Source organism: Zoogloea oryzae (genome assembly GCF_030161255.1).
GTDB classification, from domain to species: domain Bacteria; phylum Pseudomonadota; class Gammaproteobacteria; order Burkholderiales; family Rhodocyclaceae; genus Zoogloea; species Zoogloea oryzae.
On the sequence record NZ_BSPX01000021.1, the window covers coordinates 13,031 to 28,686 of the forward strand.

General features: G+C 63.8%; 17 protein-coding genes. 11 read left to right on the forward strand and 6 right to left on the reverse strand.

All coding sequences use genetic code 11. The annotated features are described in order from the left end of the window. Nucleotides 1–5: 5 nt before the first annotated feature. Both QQK25_RS08730 and QQK25_RS08735 read left to right on the forward strand, forming a co-directional pair. Complete coding sequence (locus QQK25_RS08730) at nucleotides 6–971, forward strand: c-type heme family protein (protein ID WP_284187574.1); 966 nt, start codon at nucleotides 6–8, stop codon at nucleotides 969–971. Nucleotides 972–976: 5 nt separating this feature from the next. Beyond that, nucleotides 977–1,573 carry a hypothetical protein gene (locus tag QQK25_RS08735; protein WP_284187575.1) on the forward strand — a complete coding sequence of 199 codons (597 nt, stop codon included), beginning with the start codon at nucleotides 977–979 and terminating at the stop codon, nucleotides 1,571–1,573. Between the two features lie 4 nt (nucleotides 1,574–1,577). Here the strand turns inward: QQK25_RS08735 and QQK25_RS08740 are convergent, their stop codons facing one another. From QQK25_RS08740 to QQK25_RS08765, 6 genes are read right to left on the reverse strand one after another with little or no spacing between them, the layout of a single operon-like run. Further along, a complete protein-coding gene (locus tag QQK25_RS08740) occupies nucleotides 1,578–3,458 on the reverse strand; it encodes an MFS transporter (protein WP_284187576.1) in 1,881 nt (626 codons plus the stop codon). Continuing rightward, nucleotides 3,455–4,687: an amidohydrolase family protein gene (locus tag QQK25_RS08745; RefSeq protein ID WP_284187577.1), complete on the reverse strand. Its 1,233-nt coding sequence runs from the start codon at nucleotides 4,685–4,687 to the stop codon at nucleotides 3,455–3,457. The genes QQK25_RS08740 and QQK25_RS08745 overlap by 4 nt, the downstream gene beginning before the upstream one ends. After that, entirely contained in the window at nucleotides 4,684–5,220 is a 537-nt protein-coding gene (gene rrtA / locus QQK25_RS08750) for a rhombosortase (RefSeq protein WP_284187578.1), read from the reverse strand. Before rrtA ends, QQK25_RS08745 begins: the two co-directional genes overlap by 4 nt. Beyond that, entirely contained in the window at nucleotides 5,210–6,031 is an 822-nt protein-coding gene (gene rhlP / locus QQK25_RS08755; protein ID WP_284187579.1) for a rhombotarget lipoprotein, read from the reverse strand. The genes rrtA and rhlP overlap by 11 nt, the downstream gene beginning before the upstream one ends. 15 nt (nucleotides 6,032–6,046) lie before the next feature. Further along, on the reverse strand, nucleotides 6,047–8,188 hold the full coding sequence (aas, locus tag QQK25_RS08760; protein WP_284187580.1) for a bifunctional acyl-ACP--phospholipid O-acyltransferase/long-chain-fatty-acid--ACP ligase: 2,142 nt from the start codon (nucleotides 8,186–8,188) through the stop codon (nucleotides 6,047–6,049). 17 nt (nucleotides 8,189–8,205) lie between these two features. Beyond that, nucleotides 8,206–8,517, reverse strand: a complete 312-nt coding sequence (locus QQK25_RS08765) for an ArsR/SmtB family transcription factor (RefSeq protein WP_284187581.1) — start codon at nucleotides 8,515–8,517, stop codon at nucleotides 8,206–8,208. 184 nt (nucleotides 8,518–8,701) lie between these two features. Between QQK25_RS08765 and QQK25_RS08770 the strand changes: the two genes are divergently transcribed. The 9 genes from QQK25_RS08770 (at nucleotide 8,702) to QQK25_RS08810 (ending at nucleotide 15,575) form a co-directional block, all read left to right on the forward strand. Continuing rightward, the gene (locus tag QQK25_RS08770; protein WP_153162340.1) at nucleotides 8,702–9,043 is read left to right on the forward strand and encodes an ATP synthase subunit I; all 342 of its coding nucleotides are present in this window, start codon (nucleotides 8,702–8,704) and stop codon (nucleotides 9,041–9,043) included. Nucleotides 9,044–9,045: 2 nt separating this feature from the next. Beyond that, nucleotides 9,046–9,888: a F0F1 ATP synthase subunit A gene (gene atpB / locus QQK25_RS08775; protein ID WP_153162341.1), complete on the forward strand. Its 843-nt coding sequence runs from the start codon at nucleotides 9,046–9,048 to the stop codon at nucleotides 9,886–9,888. A gap of 61 nt (nucleotides 9,889–9,949) precedes the next feature. Next, nucleotides 9,950–10,195: a F0F1 ATP synthase subunit C gene (atpE, locus tag QQK25_RS08780; protein WP_079434620.1), complete on the forward strand. Its 246-nt coding sequence runs from the start codon at nucleotides 9,950–9,952 to the stop codon at nucleotides 10,193–10,195. A 35-nt stretch (nucleotides 10,196–10,230) separates the two neighbouring features. After that, entirely contained in the window at nucleotides 10,231–10,704 is a 474-nt protein-coding gene (locus tag QQK25_RS08785) for a F0F1 ATP synthase subunit B (RefSeq protein ID WP_153162342.1), read from the forward strand. Nucleotides 10,705–10,707: 3 nt separating this feature from the next. Continuing rightward, nucleotides 10,708–11,244 carry a F0F1 ATP synthase subunit delta gene (locus QQK25_RS08790; protein ID WP_153162343.1) on the forward strand — a complete coding sequence of 179 codons (537 nt, stop codon included), beginning with the start codon at nucleotides 10,708–10,710 and terminating at the stop codon, nucleotides 11,242–11,244. Between the two features lie 11 nt (nucleotides 11,245–11,255). Next, complete coding sequence (atpA, locus tag QQK25_RS08795; protein ID WP_153162344.1) at nucleotides 11,256–12,794, forward strand: F0F1 ATP synthase subunit alpha; 1,539 nt, start codon at nucleotides 11,256–11,258, stop codon at nucleotides 12,792–12,794. A 21-nt stretch (nucleotides 12,795–12,815) separates the two neighbouring features. Beyond that, nucleotides 12,816–13,685: a F0F1 ATP synthase subunit gamma gene (gene atpG / locus QQK25_RS08800; protein ID WP_153162345.1), complete on the forward strand. Its 870-nt coding sequence runs from the start codon at nucleotides 12,816–12,818 to the stop codon at nucleotides 13,683–13,685. A 27-nt stretch (nucleotides 13,686–13,712) separates the two neighbouring features. After that, nucleotides 13,713–15,089 carry a F0F1 ATP synthase subunit beta gene (gene atpD / locus QQK25_RS08805; RefSeq protein ID WP_153162346.1) on the forward strand — a complete coding sequence of 459 codons (1,377 nt, stop codon included), beginning with the start codon at nucleotides 13,713–13,715 and terminating at the stop codon, nucleotides 15,087–15,089. 60 nt (nucleotides 15,090–15,149) lie between these two features. Next, a complete protein-coding gene (locus tag QQK25_RS08810) occupies nucleotides 15,150–15,575 on the forward strand; it encodes a F0F1 ATP synthase subunit epsilon (protein ID WP_153162347.1) in 426 nt (141 codons plus the stop codon). The last annotated feature ends 81 nt before the right edge of the window (nucleotides 15,576–15,656 follow it).

A 15,656-nucleotide genomic window follows, 5' to 3' on the forward strand; every position in this document is an offset into this window, starting at 1 on the left:
TCTCCATGAACGTCTTCAAGAAACTCTCCCTTTCCTATCAATTCACGCTGATCCTGATCGTGCTGGCGCTCGTGGCGGCAATGGCCAGCTATCTCATCGGCTCGTCCGTTTATGTGAGCGAGATCCGCAACCAGGCCCGCACCGTGGCGGACATGGTGGATAACTTTGGCCAATGGGCCACCCGCTATCGCGGCGTGTGGGTGAAGGACGATCCCCGCGATCCCAAACTGCAGGTGGGCAGCTTCCTGGAGCGCGAGGCGTCTTCGACGGCGGCCGGCGGCGATTCGACCATGTCGAACCTGGCTGCCTTCCATCGCAAGAACCCCGCGCTGGTGCAGCGCGAGCTGTCGGACATCACGATGGCTTCGCCGGCGAAGGCCAAGTTCCGGATGACGTCCGACCGGTTCATGAACCCCAACAATGCGCCGTCCGAATTCGACAAGGTGGCGATGAACGCGATCCGCGAATCCGGGGCAACCGAGTACAGCGAAGTCCGCGACGGTCAGCTGCTGTACGCCCGCCGCCTGGTGGCGGAAAAGGGCTGTCTGCGCTGCCACGGGGTGCCCGCCGAGGCGCCGGCCGCGGTTGCTGCGCTCTACCCCGGACCTCAGGGTTACGGCTATGAGGAGGGCAAGCTCGCCGGCGTGATCAGCGTGGCGATTCCCCTGGAATTCAGCTTTGCCGGCTTCGTCCAGCGTTTCGACCGCCAGGTGTGGCTGGCGCTGGGGGCGATCGCCGTCGGCGTGGCCGGTCTGCTGCTCTTCATCCGTCAACAGGTGATCGTGCCGGTCCGTAAGGTGCGGGAGTTTGCCCTCGCGGCGTCCAACTCCGAGCCCGGTGCCAAGCTCGACAAGGTGGAGTTCGTCGACGGTGAGCACGCCTCGGCCAACGAAATCCACGAACTCAATACGGCGGTCAAGGCGATGCACACCTCGATCGAATATCTCTACCGCAAGATGACGAAGCGCTGATAACCATGGAACTCACCATCGATCCCGTGGCAACGTCCCGGATGTTCATGATCTACCTTCACCTGCTCGCCCTGGCGGGTGCAGCCTCGGCCGTGGCCATTGGTGATTACGCGATCTTCGGGCGCGAGCGCATCGATTCGGGCCTGCTCCAGCGGGCAGCCGTTTTTGCAACGATTGCCCTTGCCGTGCTGTGGGCTACCGGTGTGGCGATCGTCGTTCTTGATCTTGGTCTCGATTTTGACGCGTTGCTCGGCAAGCCCAAGTTGCTGGCCAAGCTCACCGTTGTGGCGGTGCTCACCATCAACAGCCTGGCCCTGCATCTGGTGGCGTTTCCGACCTTCCGGAGTAGCCATGACGACGCCCTGAAGGCCGCCACGCTGCCCTCGGTGTTCGGGGCGATCAGCGCCTCGTCGTGGATCTACGCCGCTTTCATCGGAGTGGCCAAGCCGCTCACCAACGCCTTCGGCTACAGCGGCTTCATCGCGCTCTTCATCGTGATCCTGGTGTGTGCGGTCACGATGGCGGTGGTGCTCGTCCGGCCCCGCCTGGCCTCGCGGCTGGGGGGCAACGTGCAGCCGATCCGGGCTGTCTTGGCGGCCTGAGGGTCTACTTCCAGTCGCCGCGCAGCGCCGCAACCTGCAGCTGAACCTGCGGCAGGCTGGCGGTTTGCGGCGGCAGGGCCGGGCCGGCAACCAGCTCGATCCGGCTGAACAGGCCGCGCCGGAAAGGGCGCGACAGCGCCGGGCCGTCCTTGCGCGAGAACATGCTGCCCCACAGCCCGCGCAGGGCCATCGGCACCACCGGCACCGGGTTGGCCTCGAGGATGCGCGCAAGGCCCGGGCGGAACGGGCACAGCTCGCCATCGGCGGTGATCTTCCCTTCCGGGAACAGCCCGATCAGCTCGCCCTCGGCCAGCGCCTTCGACACCTCGGCGAAGGCGGCCTCCATCATCGCCGCGTCCTCTCTGGCCGGCGCGATCGGGATCGCCCGGCTGTGGCGGAACACGAACGAGAGCACCGGCCAGCGGAAGATCCGGTGGTCCATCACGAAGCGGATCGGCCGCCGGCACGCCGCCGCGATCACCAGCGCATCCACGAAGCTCACGTGGTTGCACACCAGCACCGCCGGGCCTTCGGCCGGAATGTGCTCGACGCCCTCGGTGCGCAGGCGATACACGCTGTGCACCAGCAGCCACACGATGAAGCGCAGCAGGAACTCCGGCACCAGCCGGTAGATGTAGATCGCCACCGCGGCGTTCATCAGCGCTGCCACGCCAAACAGCATCGGAATCGTCAGCCCGGCGCCGAGCAGCGCCCCTGCCGATAGCGCCCCGACCACCATGAACAGCGCGTTGAGGATGTTGTTGGCGGCGATGATCCGCGCCCGCTGGGCGGGCGCCGAGCGGCTCTGCATCATCGCGTAGAGCGGCACGATGAAGAAGCCGCCGAACACCCCCAGCATCAGGAGCGCCAGCAGCACCCGGAACATGCCCGGCTGGGCCAGCACCGCGCTGATCGCTAGTGGCGCCCCGGCTGGCACCACCGACGGCGAGGCCAGCGCGATGTCCAGCCCGAACAGGGTGAGCCCGATCGACCCGAAGGGCACCAGCCCGATCTCCACATGGCCGCCGGAGAGCTTCTCGCACAGCAGCGAGCCCAGCCCGATGCCGATCGTGAAAGTGGCCAGCAGCAGCGTCACCGTGCCCTCACCGCCGCCCAGCACGTTCTTGGCGTAGGCTGGAAACTGAGCCAGGAACAGCGCGCCGTACAGCCAGAACCACGAGATCCCCATGATCGCCAGGAACACCGGCCGATCCTTGCGGGCGAAGCCGATGTTGCGCCAGGTTTCCGAGATCGGGTTGGGATTGACCTTCAGCCCGGGCTCCGGCGCCGGGGCCGGCGGCACGCCGCGGCTGTTGAGATAGCCGGCCACGGCCACCACCAGCCCGCCACCGGCAATCCACAGGTCGCCGTGATCGGCCGCGGCCAGCAGCCCGCCCACCAGCGTGCCGAGCAGGATCGCCACGAAGGTGCCGGCCTCGACCAGCGCGTTGCCGCCGACGAGCTCGTCTTCGTGCAGGTGCTGGGGCAGCAGCGCGTACTTCACCGGCCCGAACAGCGTGGAGTGGCAGCCGAGGAGGAACAGCGCGCCCAGCAGCACCGCCAGGCTGTGGGCCAGGAAACCCGTCAGCGCCACCGCCATGATGGCGATCTCCAGCACCTTCACCAGCCGCGTGAGCCAGGCCTTGTCGTACTTGTCGGCCAGTTGCCCGGCGCTGGCCGAGAACAGGAAGAAGGGCAGGATGAAGATCCCCGCCGCCAGGTTGGCCAGCAGCGCCGGGTCGATCGTCGTCCAGCTGGCCGCCTGGAAGGTGAGCAGCACTACCAGCGCGTTCTTGAACAGGTTGTCGTTGAACGCCCCGAGAAACTGGGTCAGGAAGAACGGGCGGAAGCGCTGCTCGCGGAGCAGCCGGAACTGGGAACTCATGGGGTTTTCCGGTCGAAGAAGGCCCGCGTCTCGAAGACGCCGGTGGCAAAACGGTGGGCCCCCGCGCGCAGCGTGCGCTTGAGGACGAAATCGAAAAGCAGCGGATTGTGCTCGCTAATGGTTTCAAGCACCGGCACGGCGTGGGCCGGCAGGAGTTTTTCGGCGGCCAGCCGGGCGGGCGATACCAGCGGCAGGATGCCGGGCAGCGGGTAATCGGTGCCGAACAGCAGACGCGGATGCCAGTCGTCGCGCTCGACGAGCTGGCGGATCACGTCGATGCGCCGGTTGCGCAGGGTGATCGCCGAGATGTCGCCAAACAGGCGGCCTTCGGCGCGCGGTTCGGCCATCAGCCGGGCGAAGAGATCGAAGCTGGCGACCTTGCCGCCATGCCGGCGGTCTTCGTCGCGATCCTCGCCGAGGGTTGCGCAGTGGGCGACGACCACCCGCACGCCGTGGTCCAGCGCCCGGCGCAGGCGCAGCGGGTTGCCCCATTCCGGGCGGCCGGCGCCGTGGACGGCCTTCTCCTCGCCGGCGTGGGTGATGAGCGGGATGTCGAGCCGGGCCAGCGCGGTGTAGAAGCGATCGCAGGTGGGCGAAGCCGGGTCGATGCCCATCGCCGGCGGCAGCCATTTCACCGCCCGGGCGCCGTCGCGCACCGCGGCTTCCAGTGCCTCGACGCAGTCTTCCCGCAGCGGGTGGATCGAGCACGCCCATTCAAAGTACGCGGGATGGGCCCGGGCCACGTCGCGGGCGTAGCGGTCGGGCACGTGGAAGGCGGTGAGATCGGGGCGCGGCTGGCCGTTGGCGTCGTGGGTCTGCTCGAAGGCGAAGAGCACCAGCTTGAAGCCGGGCCGCATGCCGTCAGCCAGGTTGTGCAGGCGCTCCACGTAGCTCTGATCCACCCGGCCCGGCGCCTCGTGGGCGCAGCCGGCGTTGAGGTAGAACAGACGCTGGATGTACTCGGTGGGGTGGAGCGGGCTCAGCATCCGCGGGTTCATCCGGATGCCTCCGCCGCTGTCGCCGGTGCCGGCGAGGTGGGCGTGGACGTCCCACACCTTGCTCGCGTCGAGGCCATCCCAGGCGGCGCGGACGATATCGTGGCCAAGGATGTCCGGCGGCAGCGCGGCGCGGCACGGGTTCCAGACCCGCTGACGGGCGGCACTGGCCGCGCCGACGCCCAGCAGCGCCGAGGCGCCCAGCCCGGCCAGCAGAAAATGGCGGCGATTCATCGGGTGTTTCGTCTCATATGAAGCCAGCCGGCGGTGGCGAGGCCCAGCAACAATCCGCCCAGATGGGCCGGCCAGGCGACGGCGATGCCCTCCGGCAGGAGCGCTGATGGGCTGCCGGTGAAGGCGTCGAAACCCAGCTTGGCGACGTAGGCCGCGGCCAGCAGGCGCCCGACGAGCCCACCTTCAACCGCCGCGCCGACCACCAGCACGGCGATCAGCCCGGACAGGCCGCGGTAGCGCTCCAGCCCTGGCGCGGCCGCCAGCAGGAAGAGGGAAAGCAGCGGCGCCGCCAGCGGCAGCGCGGCCAGCCACGGGCGGATCGGCCGGCCGGCGATCACGCAGATCGCCACCGCCGCCGCCAGGTTGCCGGCCAGATGGAGCAGCGACCAGTGGCAGAACTGGCCTGTCCAGAGTCGCCACAGCTGGCCTTCGGCGACAGCCCGGCGGTTCAGCTCCATCGCCTCGCCCGGCAGCAGGCTGGCGATCACGAGCAGCCCAACCGGCAACCCGAGGCGCCAATGCTCAAGCGGCACGACGACGGTAGATCGCGACGGCGGCTGTCGCGCCGAACAGGCCGAGGCCGGTGAGCCCGCCGTCGCCGCCGGAGCGGCTCGAGGTGTGGATGATGCGGGCGGCGTTCTGCTCCTTTACCCGCTGCCTGAAGGCTTCGAGCTGGGCGTCGAGCTGCGGGATGAGCGCGTCGACGGCCTGGCGGTAACCTTCGGTGCGGGCTTCGCGGGACGCCTCGCCAAACTTGACCAGCGGCGAGCTGCCCTTGAGCTGGCTGGTGCCCGGGGCGCGGAACAGCAGCTGGCGGCTCGCCACGTCGAAGACCGACGCATCCACCAGCGTGCTCACGTCGTACTGGCTGCCATTGACGAGATAGCCGCCGACGATGGTCCAGTAGAAGACCGACAGCCGGTTGTTGTCGCTGAACTGCATCTGGTCGTAGGAGAGCAGCACGACCACATCCACGTTGAACATGCGGGCGGCCTGCTCCAGGTTGCCGAAGCCGCCGCCGCTGCGCAGGTAGGTGGTCGGGATCACCTGGATGCTGTCGATGTAGGGCCGGTTGGAGAAGGCGTTCTTGACGCGGTTGAGCAGGTTGTTGCGTTCGACTTCCGGCAGGTCACCCGACAGGTTGCCGGGCACGAAGGCGATGCCGACGCGCAGCGGCAGGTGCAGCTCGGGAACGGTCGGCTTGAGGGCGGGCCGCTCGTCCTTCGGATATAGATAATCGACGACGCTCGCGCGGTGGGTCTTCTGGGGAGGATCGAACCAGGTGGCGCAGCCGGTGGAGATGAGGGCTGCGGCGACGAGCGTGGCAAGGGTGCGGTGGCGCATGGAGGCTCCGGGTTGTCAGGCCTTCTCGGCCCATTGTTTGAGGGTGACGTAGTCGATCTTGCCGGTGCCCAGTAGCGGCAGGGCTTCGACGAGAACGACGCGGCGCGGCACGGCGATCTCTGGCCAGCCGCCGTCACGGGCGGCAGCCTGCAGGCGTTCGCGGGTGAGCGCCGGATCGGTGGAAAACAGCAGGATGTTTTCGCCGCGGCTGGGATCGGGCTGGGTCGAGGCGGCGTGGGCAGCGCCGGGCGAGGCTGCGGCGGCGAGCTTCTCGACGGATTCCAGCGACACCATCTCGCCGGCGACCTTGGCGAAGCGCTTGACCCGGCCGACGATCTTCACAAAACCGTCGTCGTCGATCTCCACCACGTCGCCGGTTTCGTACCAGCCTTCACCCTGCGCCGAGGCGGGCGGCTCGAGCTGGCCGGGCGCGGTGACGCGCAGGTAGCCGGACATCAGGTTGGGGCCCTTCACGTGGAGCATGCCGCCGGACGGAATGCCCGGCACCGGCACCAGCTGTTGCTGGATGCCCGGAAGAAGCTGGCCGACCGTGCCGCTGCGGAAGGCCATTGGCGTATTGACGGCCAGCACCGGCGCGGTCTCGGTGGCGCCGTAGCCTTCGAAGATGCGGATGCCGAACTTCTCGAACCACAGGTCGCGCACCGGCGTGGCGAGCTTCTCGGCGCCGGCGATCACGTAGCGCAGGCGGTAGAAATCGTAGGGGTGGGCAAACTTGGCGTAGTTGCCCAGGAAGGTGCTGGTGCCCAGCAGCACCGTGCAGTTACGGTCGTAGGCGAGCTCCGGGATCACCCGGTAGTGCAGCGGCGACGGATACAGGAAGACCTTGGCACCGGCCAGCACCGGCAGCAGCCCGCCGGCGGTGAGGCCGAAGGAGTGGAACAGCGGCAGCGCGTTGAGGATCTTGTCGTCGACGGAGAAATCCACCACCGCGCGGATCTGGGCGATGTTGGCGAGCAGCGCCCGGTGCGACAGCACGACACCCTTCGGCTTGCCTTCGGAGCCGGAGGTGAACAGCACCACCGCGGCGTCTTCCGGTGAGCCGGCCGCCAGCGCGGCGCGGGGGAAGGGCAACGCCCATGCCATCAGCCACAGCTTGTCGACAAGGGTGATCTCGTCGCGCAGGTCTTCGAGCCACACGATGCGCACGCCGTCGAGGGCCGCCAGCTTGTCGCCGAGCTTGGCCTGCTCGACGAAGGCGCGGGAGCTGATGATGGTACCGATGTGCGCCGCCGTGCAGGCCGCCTGCATGCCATCGACGCCGGCCGTGTAGTTGAGCATCGCCACGGTGCGGCGGCGCGCGGTGAGGCCGAAGATGAGCGCCAGCGTGGGCGCCACGTTGGGCAGCAGCAGGCCGATCGACCTGTCGTACCAGCTGTAGCGACGGAGGGCCACGCGCCCCAGCACGAGCGACATCTTGATGAGGTCGCGGTAGCTGTACTCGATCTGCTTCATGTCCTCCACCAGCGTGTGGCCGTGGCCCTGGATGTCGGCGGCGTCGAGGAGCGCCTCGAACAGGGTTTGCGTGGGGCGGGTGGCGAAGATCATGTCCTGCATCAGCCGACGCATTGCTTCGCCAGCCTTGCGGCGACGCTGGCGGGCGGTGGGCGCCACCGGAATCGGGATCGTCGTGGTGGGGCGCAGGAACAAGCTGATCTGCGGGAACAGGCGCTTCGGCACATGGGCCGCGAGCCGCGAGAAGTAGCTGCGCGCCGCGCCGTCGATGCGCACCGGCAGGATGATCGCGCCGGTCTTGGCGGCGACGAAGGCCGGGCCGTCGTAGGTCTTCATCAGGCTGCCGGTGGTGGTGATGCGTCCTTCCGGAAAGATCACCACCGGTCTTCCCTCTTCTATAAGACGGATGACCTTTTTCATCGCCATCGGGCTGGTGGGGTCGACCGCGAGGTAATCCACCAGGCTCAACATCAGCCGGAACAGCGGATTGCGCACCACACCGGTGTGCACCACGAACACCGGGTCCAGGGGCAGGAACAGCCCGAGGAGCAGGCCATCGAGGAAGGATTCGTGGTTGGCGACCACCAGCAGGCGCGAGCGGACATCGGGCAGCGATCCGGCGACCCGCACACGGAACAGCAGGCCGGCCATCCGGCGCAGAACGGACTTGACGAGATTTCGCATGATTCGTGCGGAGTGGATCAGAGATCGGTGTCGAGGTAAGTCGTCACCTTGCCGAAGGCGTCTTGCAGGAAAGGCTTGTTTACATGGAAGTAAATCTCCTTGCCCTGCCGCTCGGCGATCAGCACGCCCGCCTCGCGGAGCACCTTGAGGTGGTGGGAAACCGTGGATCGGGCGAGGGTCGAGACCTCTGCGATCTGCCCCACGTTGAGGCGCTCACCCGGCTCGAAGGTAAGCAGGATGCGCTGGCGATGTTCGTCGCCCAGCGCGGCAAAAATGGCGGAAATGTCACGCCACGTTTCGGGGATGGCCCGGGAGTAATCCTTGTTCATGTCGATTATCATCGATATGTTTTTCGGGCATGTCAAGCACCCCTTGTGGCGAACCGCGGAATTTCAAGCCCCGGATGCGATGTTGCGGTGCGTCAGTAATTGACTTTGTCACGGTTAACCCGTAGGATCCGCGTGTTTTTCGTACGGCGGACGGCGCAACACCCGGCGTGCCACGCAGAGAGCCATGTTCAAAGCGGTATTCCTGCAGATAGGCGCGACAATTCTGACGGCATTGATCGTCGGAGCGATTACAGGGGTGCGCGGTGCGTTGTCGGCGGCGTTGGGAGGCGCAGCCTGTGTTCTTCCCAATTTGTTGTTCGCCCTGCGCCTGCACTTTGTTTCAAAGCGGCCGGCTGCGTCGTACCCGCTTGCGTTTTTTGTTGGCGAGTTTCTGAAGATCGCGTCAACCGTAGGATTGTTGGCGACCGTTCAACTCGTGTATCCAGACGTCCATTGGTTGGCGTTGTTCATCGGGTTGGTCGTGGCGCTTAAGGCGAATTTGTTTGCATTTTTGGTGAAGACCTGACCATGAGTACTGGCCACGAAGCCCACGCACCCACCGCTGGCGAATATATCGTCCACCACCTGACCCACCTGAACAGCACGGGTCATGCCCAGACTGCGATCATTGACTGGAGTGTCTGGAACCTTGACACCCTGTTCTTCTCGATCGGTCTTGGCATCGTCACCCTGCTGATCCTGATCAAGTGCGCTAGCAGCGCTACTTCCGGTGTTCCCGGCCGCTTCCAGGCCGCAATCGAAATTCTCGTCGAGATGGTCGCCGACCAGGCCAAGGGCATCGTGCATAGCGCCGAATCCCGCAAGTTCGTCGCGCCCGTCGCCCTCACGGTGTTCTTCTGGATCTTCCTGATGAACTCCATGGACTTCCTGCCGGTCGATCTGCTTCCCAAGATCTGGGCGCTCATCTCCGGTGACGAGCACGCTTACCTCCGCGTCGTTCCTACCGCCGACCTGAACGGCACCCTCGGCATGTCCATCGGTGTCCTGCTGATCTGTCTGTACTACAACATCAAGATCAAGGGTTTTGGTGGCTGGGTGCATGAGCTCTTCACCGCGCCGTTCGGTTCCCACCCGCTCCTGTATCCGATCAACTTCCTGATGCAGATGATCGAATTCCTGGCCAAGACCGTCTCCCACGGCATGCGACTGTTCGGCAACATGTACGCTGGCGAACTGGTGTTCATGCTGATCGCGCTGATGGGCGGCACCGCCACTGTCTTCGGCTTCCTCGGTCATGTCGTTGCGGGCTCCATCTGGGCCGTCTTCCACATCCTGATCGTCGCCCTGCAGGCCTTCATCTTCATGATGCTGACCCTGGTGTACATTGGTCAGGCGCACGAAAGCCACTAAGTTTCAGTTTCAAGCAGTCGTTTCGGTTTCTATTTAAATCATCTCAACTAAAGGAGTAGTCATGGAACACGTTCTCGGTTTTGTTGCTCTGGCCGCCGGTCTGATCATCGGTCTGGGTGCTATCGGTGCCTGTATCGGTATCGGCATCATGGGTAGCAAGTACCTGGAAGCTTCCGCTCGCCAACCCGAGCTGATGAACGCCCTGCAGACCAAGATGTTCCTGCTGGCCGGTCTGATCGACGCTGCGTTCCTGATCGGTGTCGGTATCGCCATGATGTTTGCGTTCGCCAACCCGTTCAAGATCTAAGTTTCGCGGTTCAACCTGACTAAAGGAAGATTACCGTGAATCTGAACGCAACCCTGGTAGCCCAGCTCGTTGTGTTCTTCATTCTGGCGTGGGTCACGATGAAGTTCGTGTGGCCCCCCATTGTGAAGGCACTCGATGAGCGCGCGAAGAAGATCGCTGACGGGCTGGCGGCTGCGGACAAGGCGAAGAGCGATCTCGCACATGCCGAGAAGAAAGTCGTCGAAGAAATGCGCAAGGCCCGCGAGTCCGCCACGGACGTCCGTGCCTCTGCTGAAAAGCAGGCCGCAGTATTCCTCGACGAAGCGCGCGCCGAAGCCGCCCGAATCATTGCCCAGGCCCGTGAAGCCGCCGAAGCCGAAGCCGGCGTCGCTGCTCAGCGTGCCAAGGAAGCCCTGCGCGATCAGGTCGCCCATCTGGCTGTCGCTGGTGCCGAGAAGATCCTCCGCAAGGAGATCAACGCTCAGGCCCATGCTGACCTGCTGGCCAACCTGAAACAGGAACTTCAATAAGCCATGGCCGAGAACGTCACCATCGCACGCCCCTATGCTGAAGCAGCCTTTCAGCTCGCTTCTGCGGGCAATGCGCTGGGGCCTTGGTCGGAAGCACTTGATCAGCTGTCGGCAATCGCCACTGATCCGCAAATGCGGGATTGCATCACCGATCCCAAGCTCCAGCCCGAACAACTGGCTGGACTCTTCCTCGATGTGGCCGGTACCGGACTGACTGCCGAACAGCAGAACTATGTCCGCGTTCTTGTCGACAACGAGCGTCTGCAAGTGCTTCCCGAGATCCGTGACCTGTTCGTTGCTCTCAAGAACGAACACGAAGGTGTCAAGGAGGCGAGCATCGCCTCTGCCTTCCCGATGGACGATTCCACGCTGAAGACGTTGATCGCCGACCTTGAAGCCCGCTTCAAGGCCAAGCTCAACGTAACCGTCAGTGTCGACCCCGAGTTGATCGGTGGGGTCAAGATCGCCGTTGGGGATGAAGTCATCGACGCCTCGGTCCGCGGCAAGCTCGCGAACATGGCCGCCGCGCTAAAGAACTAGGAGCATAAGCTATGCAACTTAACCCCTCTGAAATCAGTGACCTGATCAAGAGTCGGATTCAGAACCTGCAACTGTCGGCGAATGCCCGTACCGAAGGTACCGTGGTGTCGGTGACTGACGGTATCTGCCGTATCCACGGCCTGTCCGATGCCATGCAGGGCGAAATGCTGGAATTCCCCGGCAACGTTTTCGGCCTCGCGATGAACCTCGAGCGCGACTCCGTCGGCGCTGTGGTTCTGGGCGAATACGAAGGCATCTCCGAAGGTGACACCGTCAAGTGCACCGGTCGTATTCTTGAAGTTCCGGTCGGCCCCGAGCTGATCGGTCGTGTTGTTAACTCCCTGGGCCAGCCGATCGACGGCAAGGGCCCGGTTAACGCCAAGCTGTCCGAGCCGATCGAAAAGGTTGCTCCGGGCGTGATCTGGCGTAAATCGGTGTCCCAGCCGGTGCAGACCGGCCTCAAGTCGGTTGACGCCATGGTCCCCGTCGGTCGTGGCCAGCGCGAGCTGATCATCGGCGACCGTCAGACCGGTAAGACTGCCGTTGCGGTTGATGCGATCATCAACCAAAAGGGCGAAAACATGGTGTGTATCTACGTTGCGGTCGGTCAGAAGGCTTCGACCATCGCCAACGTGGTTCGCAAGCTCGAAGAGCACGGCGCGATGGAATACACCATCGTCGTCGCCGCGACCGCTTCCGAGTCCGCCGCGATGCAGTACATCGCCCCGTACTCCGGCTGCACCATGGGCGAATACTTCCGCGACCGCGGTCAAGACGCTCTGATCATTTATGACGATCTGACCAAGCAAGCCTGGGCCTACCGTCAGGTTTCCCTGCTGCTGCGTCGTCCGCCTGGCCGTGAAGCCTACCCCGGCGACGTGTTCTACCTGCACTCCCGTTTGCTCGAACGCGCTGCCCGCGTGTCCGAAGACTACGTCGAGCAATTCACGAAGGGTGAAGTCAAGGGCAAGACCGGTTCGCTGACCGCTCTGCCCGTGATCGAAACCCAGGCCGGCGACGTTTCCGCGTTCGTTCCGACCAACGTGATCTCGATTACCGACGGCCAGATCTTCCTGGAAACCGACCTCTTCAACGCTGGTATCCGCCCCGCCATCAACGCCGGTATCTCGGTGTCCCGCGTCGGTGGTGCTGCTCAGACCAAGGTCATCAAGAAGCTCGGCGGCGGTGTGCGTCTGGCACTGGCCCAGTACCGTGAGCTGGCTGCGTTTGCGCAGTTCGCTTCCGACCTGGACGAAGCCACCCGCAAGCAGCTCGAGCGCGGCCGTCTCGTTACCGAACTGATGAAGCAGCAGCAGTACGCTCCGCTCAAGGTTTCGGAAATGGCGATCACGCTGTTCGCGGTCGACAAGGGCGCTTTCGACGATGTCGATGTCAAGCGTGCCCTGGCCTGCGAAGCCGCGATGCACCAGTACGTCAAGACCAAGGCCGCCGATCTGGTTACCAAGATCGAAACCACCAAGGATCTCGACGCCGACGGTGCCAAGCAGCTCGCTGCTGTCATCGAAGAGTTCAAGAAGAGCTGGGCTTAACGCGGGCATACGGAGAGCAATATGGCTAGCGGTAAAGAGATCCGTAACAAGATCAAGAGTGTCCAGAACACTAAAAAGATCACCAAAGCCATGGAGATGGTGGCAGCGTCCAAGATGCGGAAGGCTCAAGACCGCATGCGGGCTGCCCGTCCCTACGCCGAGAAGATCCGCCGTCTCGCCGCGAATCTGTCTGCAGCCAACATCACCGACTACAAGCATCCGTTCCTCGTCAAGAAGGACAATGCCAAGCGTGTGGGGCTCATCGTCGTCACGACCGACAAGGGTCTGTGCGGTGGCCTCAACACCAACACCTTGCGTGTCGGGTTGAACGCGCTCAAGGATTGGGAAAGCAATGGAGTCACCGACATTCGCGTGACCGCCATCGGTAACAAGGGGCTGGGTTTCATGCAGCGTCTGGGTGCCAAGGTGGTCTCGCATGTCACCCAGCTCGGGGACACTCCCCACCTGGAAAAGCTGATCGGGCCCGTCAAGGTCATGATCGATGCGTTCCAGAATGGCGAGCTGGATGAAGTGCACATTGTTTACTCCCGCTTCATCAACACGATGAAGCAGGAACCTCAGCTTGAGCAGCTTCTCCCGCTGACCGGCGAGCGTCTCGGTACCCCGGAAGGGAACTGGGACTACCTCTACGAGCCGGATGCGCAGGTGGTGATCGACGAACTCCTGGTGCGCTATGTCGAAGCGCTGGTGTACCAGGCCGTCGCCGAGAACATGGCGTCCGAACAGAGTGCCCGGATGGTGGCGATGAAGGCAGCCTCCGACAACGCAGGAAGCGTGATCGGCGAACTCCAACTGGTCTACAACAAGACCCGTCAGGCCGCGATCACCAAGGAACTGTCTGAAATTGTCGGCGGCGCAGCCGCGGTGTAACGCTTTAACAAGTTTGGGGAAACGACGATGAGTCAAGGAACGATCGTTCAATGCATCGGCGCCGTGGTGGATGTGCAGTTCCCGCGCGACGCGATGCCCAAGATTTACGACGCCCTTACCCTGGAAGGTGCTGAACTGGTTCTCGAAGTTCAGCAGCAACTGGGCGACGGCGTTGTGCGTACCATTGCGCTGGGGTCTTCGGACGGCCTGCGTCGTGGCATGCAAGTTTCGAATACCGGCAAGGGTATTGCCGTGCCGGTTGGCCACGGTACCCTGGGCCGCATCATGGATGTGCTGGGTCGTCCGATCGACGAAGCCGGTCCGATCCAGTGTGACGAGCGTCGGGTCATTCACCAGAAGGCCCCGAAGTTCGACGAGCTGTCCCCGTCCGTGGATCTGCTCGAAACCGGCATCAAGGTTATCGATCTGATCTGCCCGTTCGCCAAGGGCGGTAAGGTCGGTCTGTTCGGTGGCGCCGGTGTGGGCAAGACCGTGAACATGATGGAGCTCATCAACAACATCGCCAAGCAGCACAGCGGTCTGTCGGTGTTTGCTGGCGTGGGCGAGCGTACCCGTGAGGGCAACGACTTCTACCACGAAATGAAGGACTCCAACGTTCTCGACAAGGTTGCGATGGTGTTCGGTCAGATGAACGAGCCCCCCGGCAACCGTCTGCGCGTTGCGCTGACCGGCCTGACCATGGCCGAGCGCTTCCGTGACGAAGGTCGTGACATCCTGTTCTTCGTGGATAACATCTACCGTTACACCCTGGCCGGTACCGAAGTGTCCGCGCTGCTGGGTCGTATGCCGTCTGCGGTGGGTTACCAGCCGACGCTGGCCGAAGAAATGGGCCGTCTGCAGGAGCGTATCACCTCCACCAAGGTGGGCTCGATCACCTCCATCCAGGCCGTGTATGTGCCTGCGGATGACTTGACCGACCCGTCGCCTGCAACCACCTTCCTCCACCTGGATTCGACCGTCGTGCTGTCGCGTGACATCGCTTCCCTGGGTATCTACCCGGCTGTGGATCCGCTCGACTCCACCTCCCGCCAGCTCGATCCGCTGGTCGTGGGCGAAGAGCACTACAGCACCGCTCGTGGTGTTCAGCAGACCCTTCAGCGTTACAAGGAACTGCGCGACATCATCGCGATTCTGGGTATGGACGAACTGGCGCCGGAAGACAAGCTGCTTGTTTCCCGCGCTCGTAAGATCCAGCGTTTCCTGTCCCAGCCGTTCTTCGTGGCGGAAGTGTTTACCGGCTCCCCCGGCAAGTACGTCCCCCTGAAGGAAACGATCAAGGGCTTCAAGACGATCCTCAGCGGTGAAGTTGACCACCTGCCCGAGCAGGCCTTCTACATGGTCGGCCCGATCGAAGAAGTCTTCGAAAAAGCGAAGACCCTCTGATCAATGCGACCATCGCCCGGCGGTGCCTGACGGTACCGCCGGTTTGAGGAGGATAAAGCTGTGGCAATGACCATTCATGTCGACATCGTCAGCGCGGAAGAGTTGATCTTCTCGGGTCTGGCTGAGTTCGTAGCTCTCCCCGGTGAATCCGGCGAGCTGGGTATTCTGCCTGGCCACATGCCGCTGATGACCCGCGTCAAGCCGGGTGCCGTACGCGTCAAGGTTCAGAACCAGCCGGAAGAGGAACTGATTTTCGTGGCCGGTGGGCTGCTGGAAGTTCAGCCGAATCTGGTGACCGTGCTGGCGGACACCGCCATCCGCGGTAAGGATCTGGACGAAGCGAAGGCGCTTGATGCCAAGCGGCTGGCGGAAGAGGCGCTGCAGAATCAGGGTTCCGCCCTCGAGTATGCAAAGGCTCAATCCGAACTGGCGTCTGCATTGGCGCAAATCGCTGCGATCAACCGCCTGAAGAAGCGCGGTCACTGATAGCGACGAGTATCGGTAATGTAAAAAGGGGCAGTCCGGAAGGGCTGCCCCTTTTACTTTTTGTGCTGCATAACCCGTCTT

Bases quoted from the DNA above. Each gene is read 5' to 3' on its own strand.
- QQK25_RS08730 (WP_284187574.1), top strand. From the start codon at position 6: ATGAACGTCTTCAAGAAACTCTCCCTTTCCTATCAATTCACGCTGATC.
- QQK25_RS08735 (WP_284187575.1), top strand. From the start codon at position 977: ATGGAACTCACCATCGATCCCGTGGCAACGTCCCGGATGTTCATGATC.
- QQK25_RS08740 (WP_284187576.1), bottom strand. From the start codon at position 3,458: ATGAGTTCCCAGTTCCGGCTGCTCCGCGAGCAGCGCTTCCGCCCGTTC.
- QQK25_RS08745 (WP_284187577.1), bottom strand. From the start codon at position 4,687: ATGAATCGCCGCCATTTTCTGCTGGCCGGGCTGGGCGCCTCGGCGCTG.
- rhlP (WP_284187579.1), bottom strand. From the start codon at position 6,031: ATGCGCCACCGCACCCTTGCCACGCTCGTCGCCGCAGCCCTCATCTCC.
- aas (WP_284187580.1), bottom strand. From the start codon at position 8,188: ATGCGAAATCTCGTCAAGTCCGTTCTGCGCCGGATGGCCGGCCTGCTG.
- QQK25_RS08765 (WP_284187581.1), bottom strand. From the start codon at position 8,517: ATGAACAAGGATTACTCCCGGGCCATCCCCGAAACGTGGCGTGACATT.
- QQK25_RS08770 (WP_153162340.1), top strand. From the start codon at position 8,702: ATGTTCAAAGCGGTATTCCTGCAGATAGGCGCGACAATTCTGACGGCA.
- atpB (WP_153162341.1), top strand. From the start codon at position 9,046: ATGAGTACTGGCCACGAAGCCCACGCACCCACCGCTGGCGAATATATC.
- atpE (WP_079434620.1), top strand. From the start codon at position 9,950: ATGGAACACGTTCTCGGTTTTGTTGCTCTGGCCGCCGGTCTGATCATC.
- QQK25_RS08790 (WP_153162343.1), top strand. From the start codon at position 10,708: ATGGCCGAGAACGTCACCATCGCACGCCCCTATGCTGAAGCAGCCTTT.
- atpA (WP_153162344.1), top strand. From the start codon at position 11,256: ATGCAACTTAACCCCTCTGAAATCAGTGACCTGATCAAGAGTCGGATT.
- atpG (WP_153162345.1), top strand. From the start codon at position 12,816: ATGGCTAGCGGTAAAGAGATCCGTAACAAGATCAAGAGTGTCCAGAAC.
- atpD (WP_153162346.1), top strand. From the start codon at position 13,713: ATGAGTCAAGGAACGATCGTTCAATGCATCGGCGCCGTGGTGGATGTG.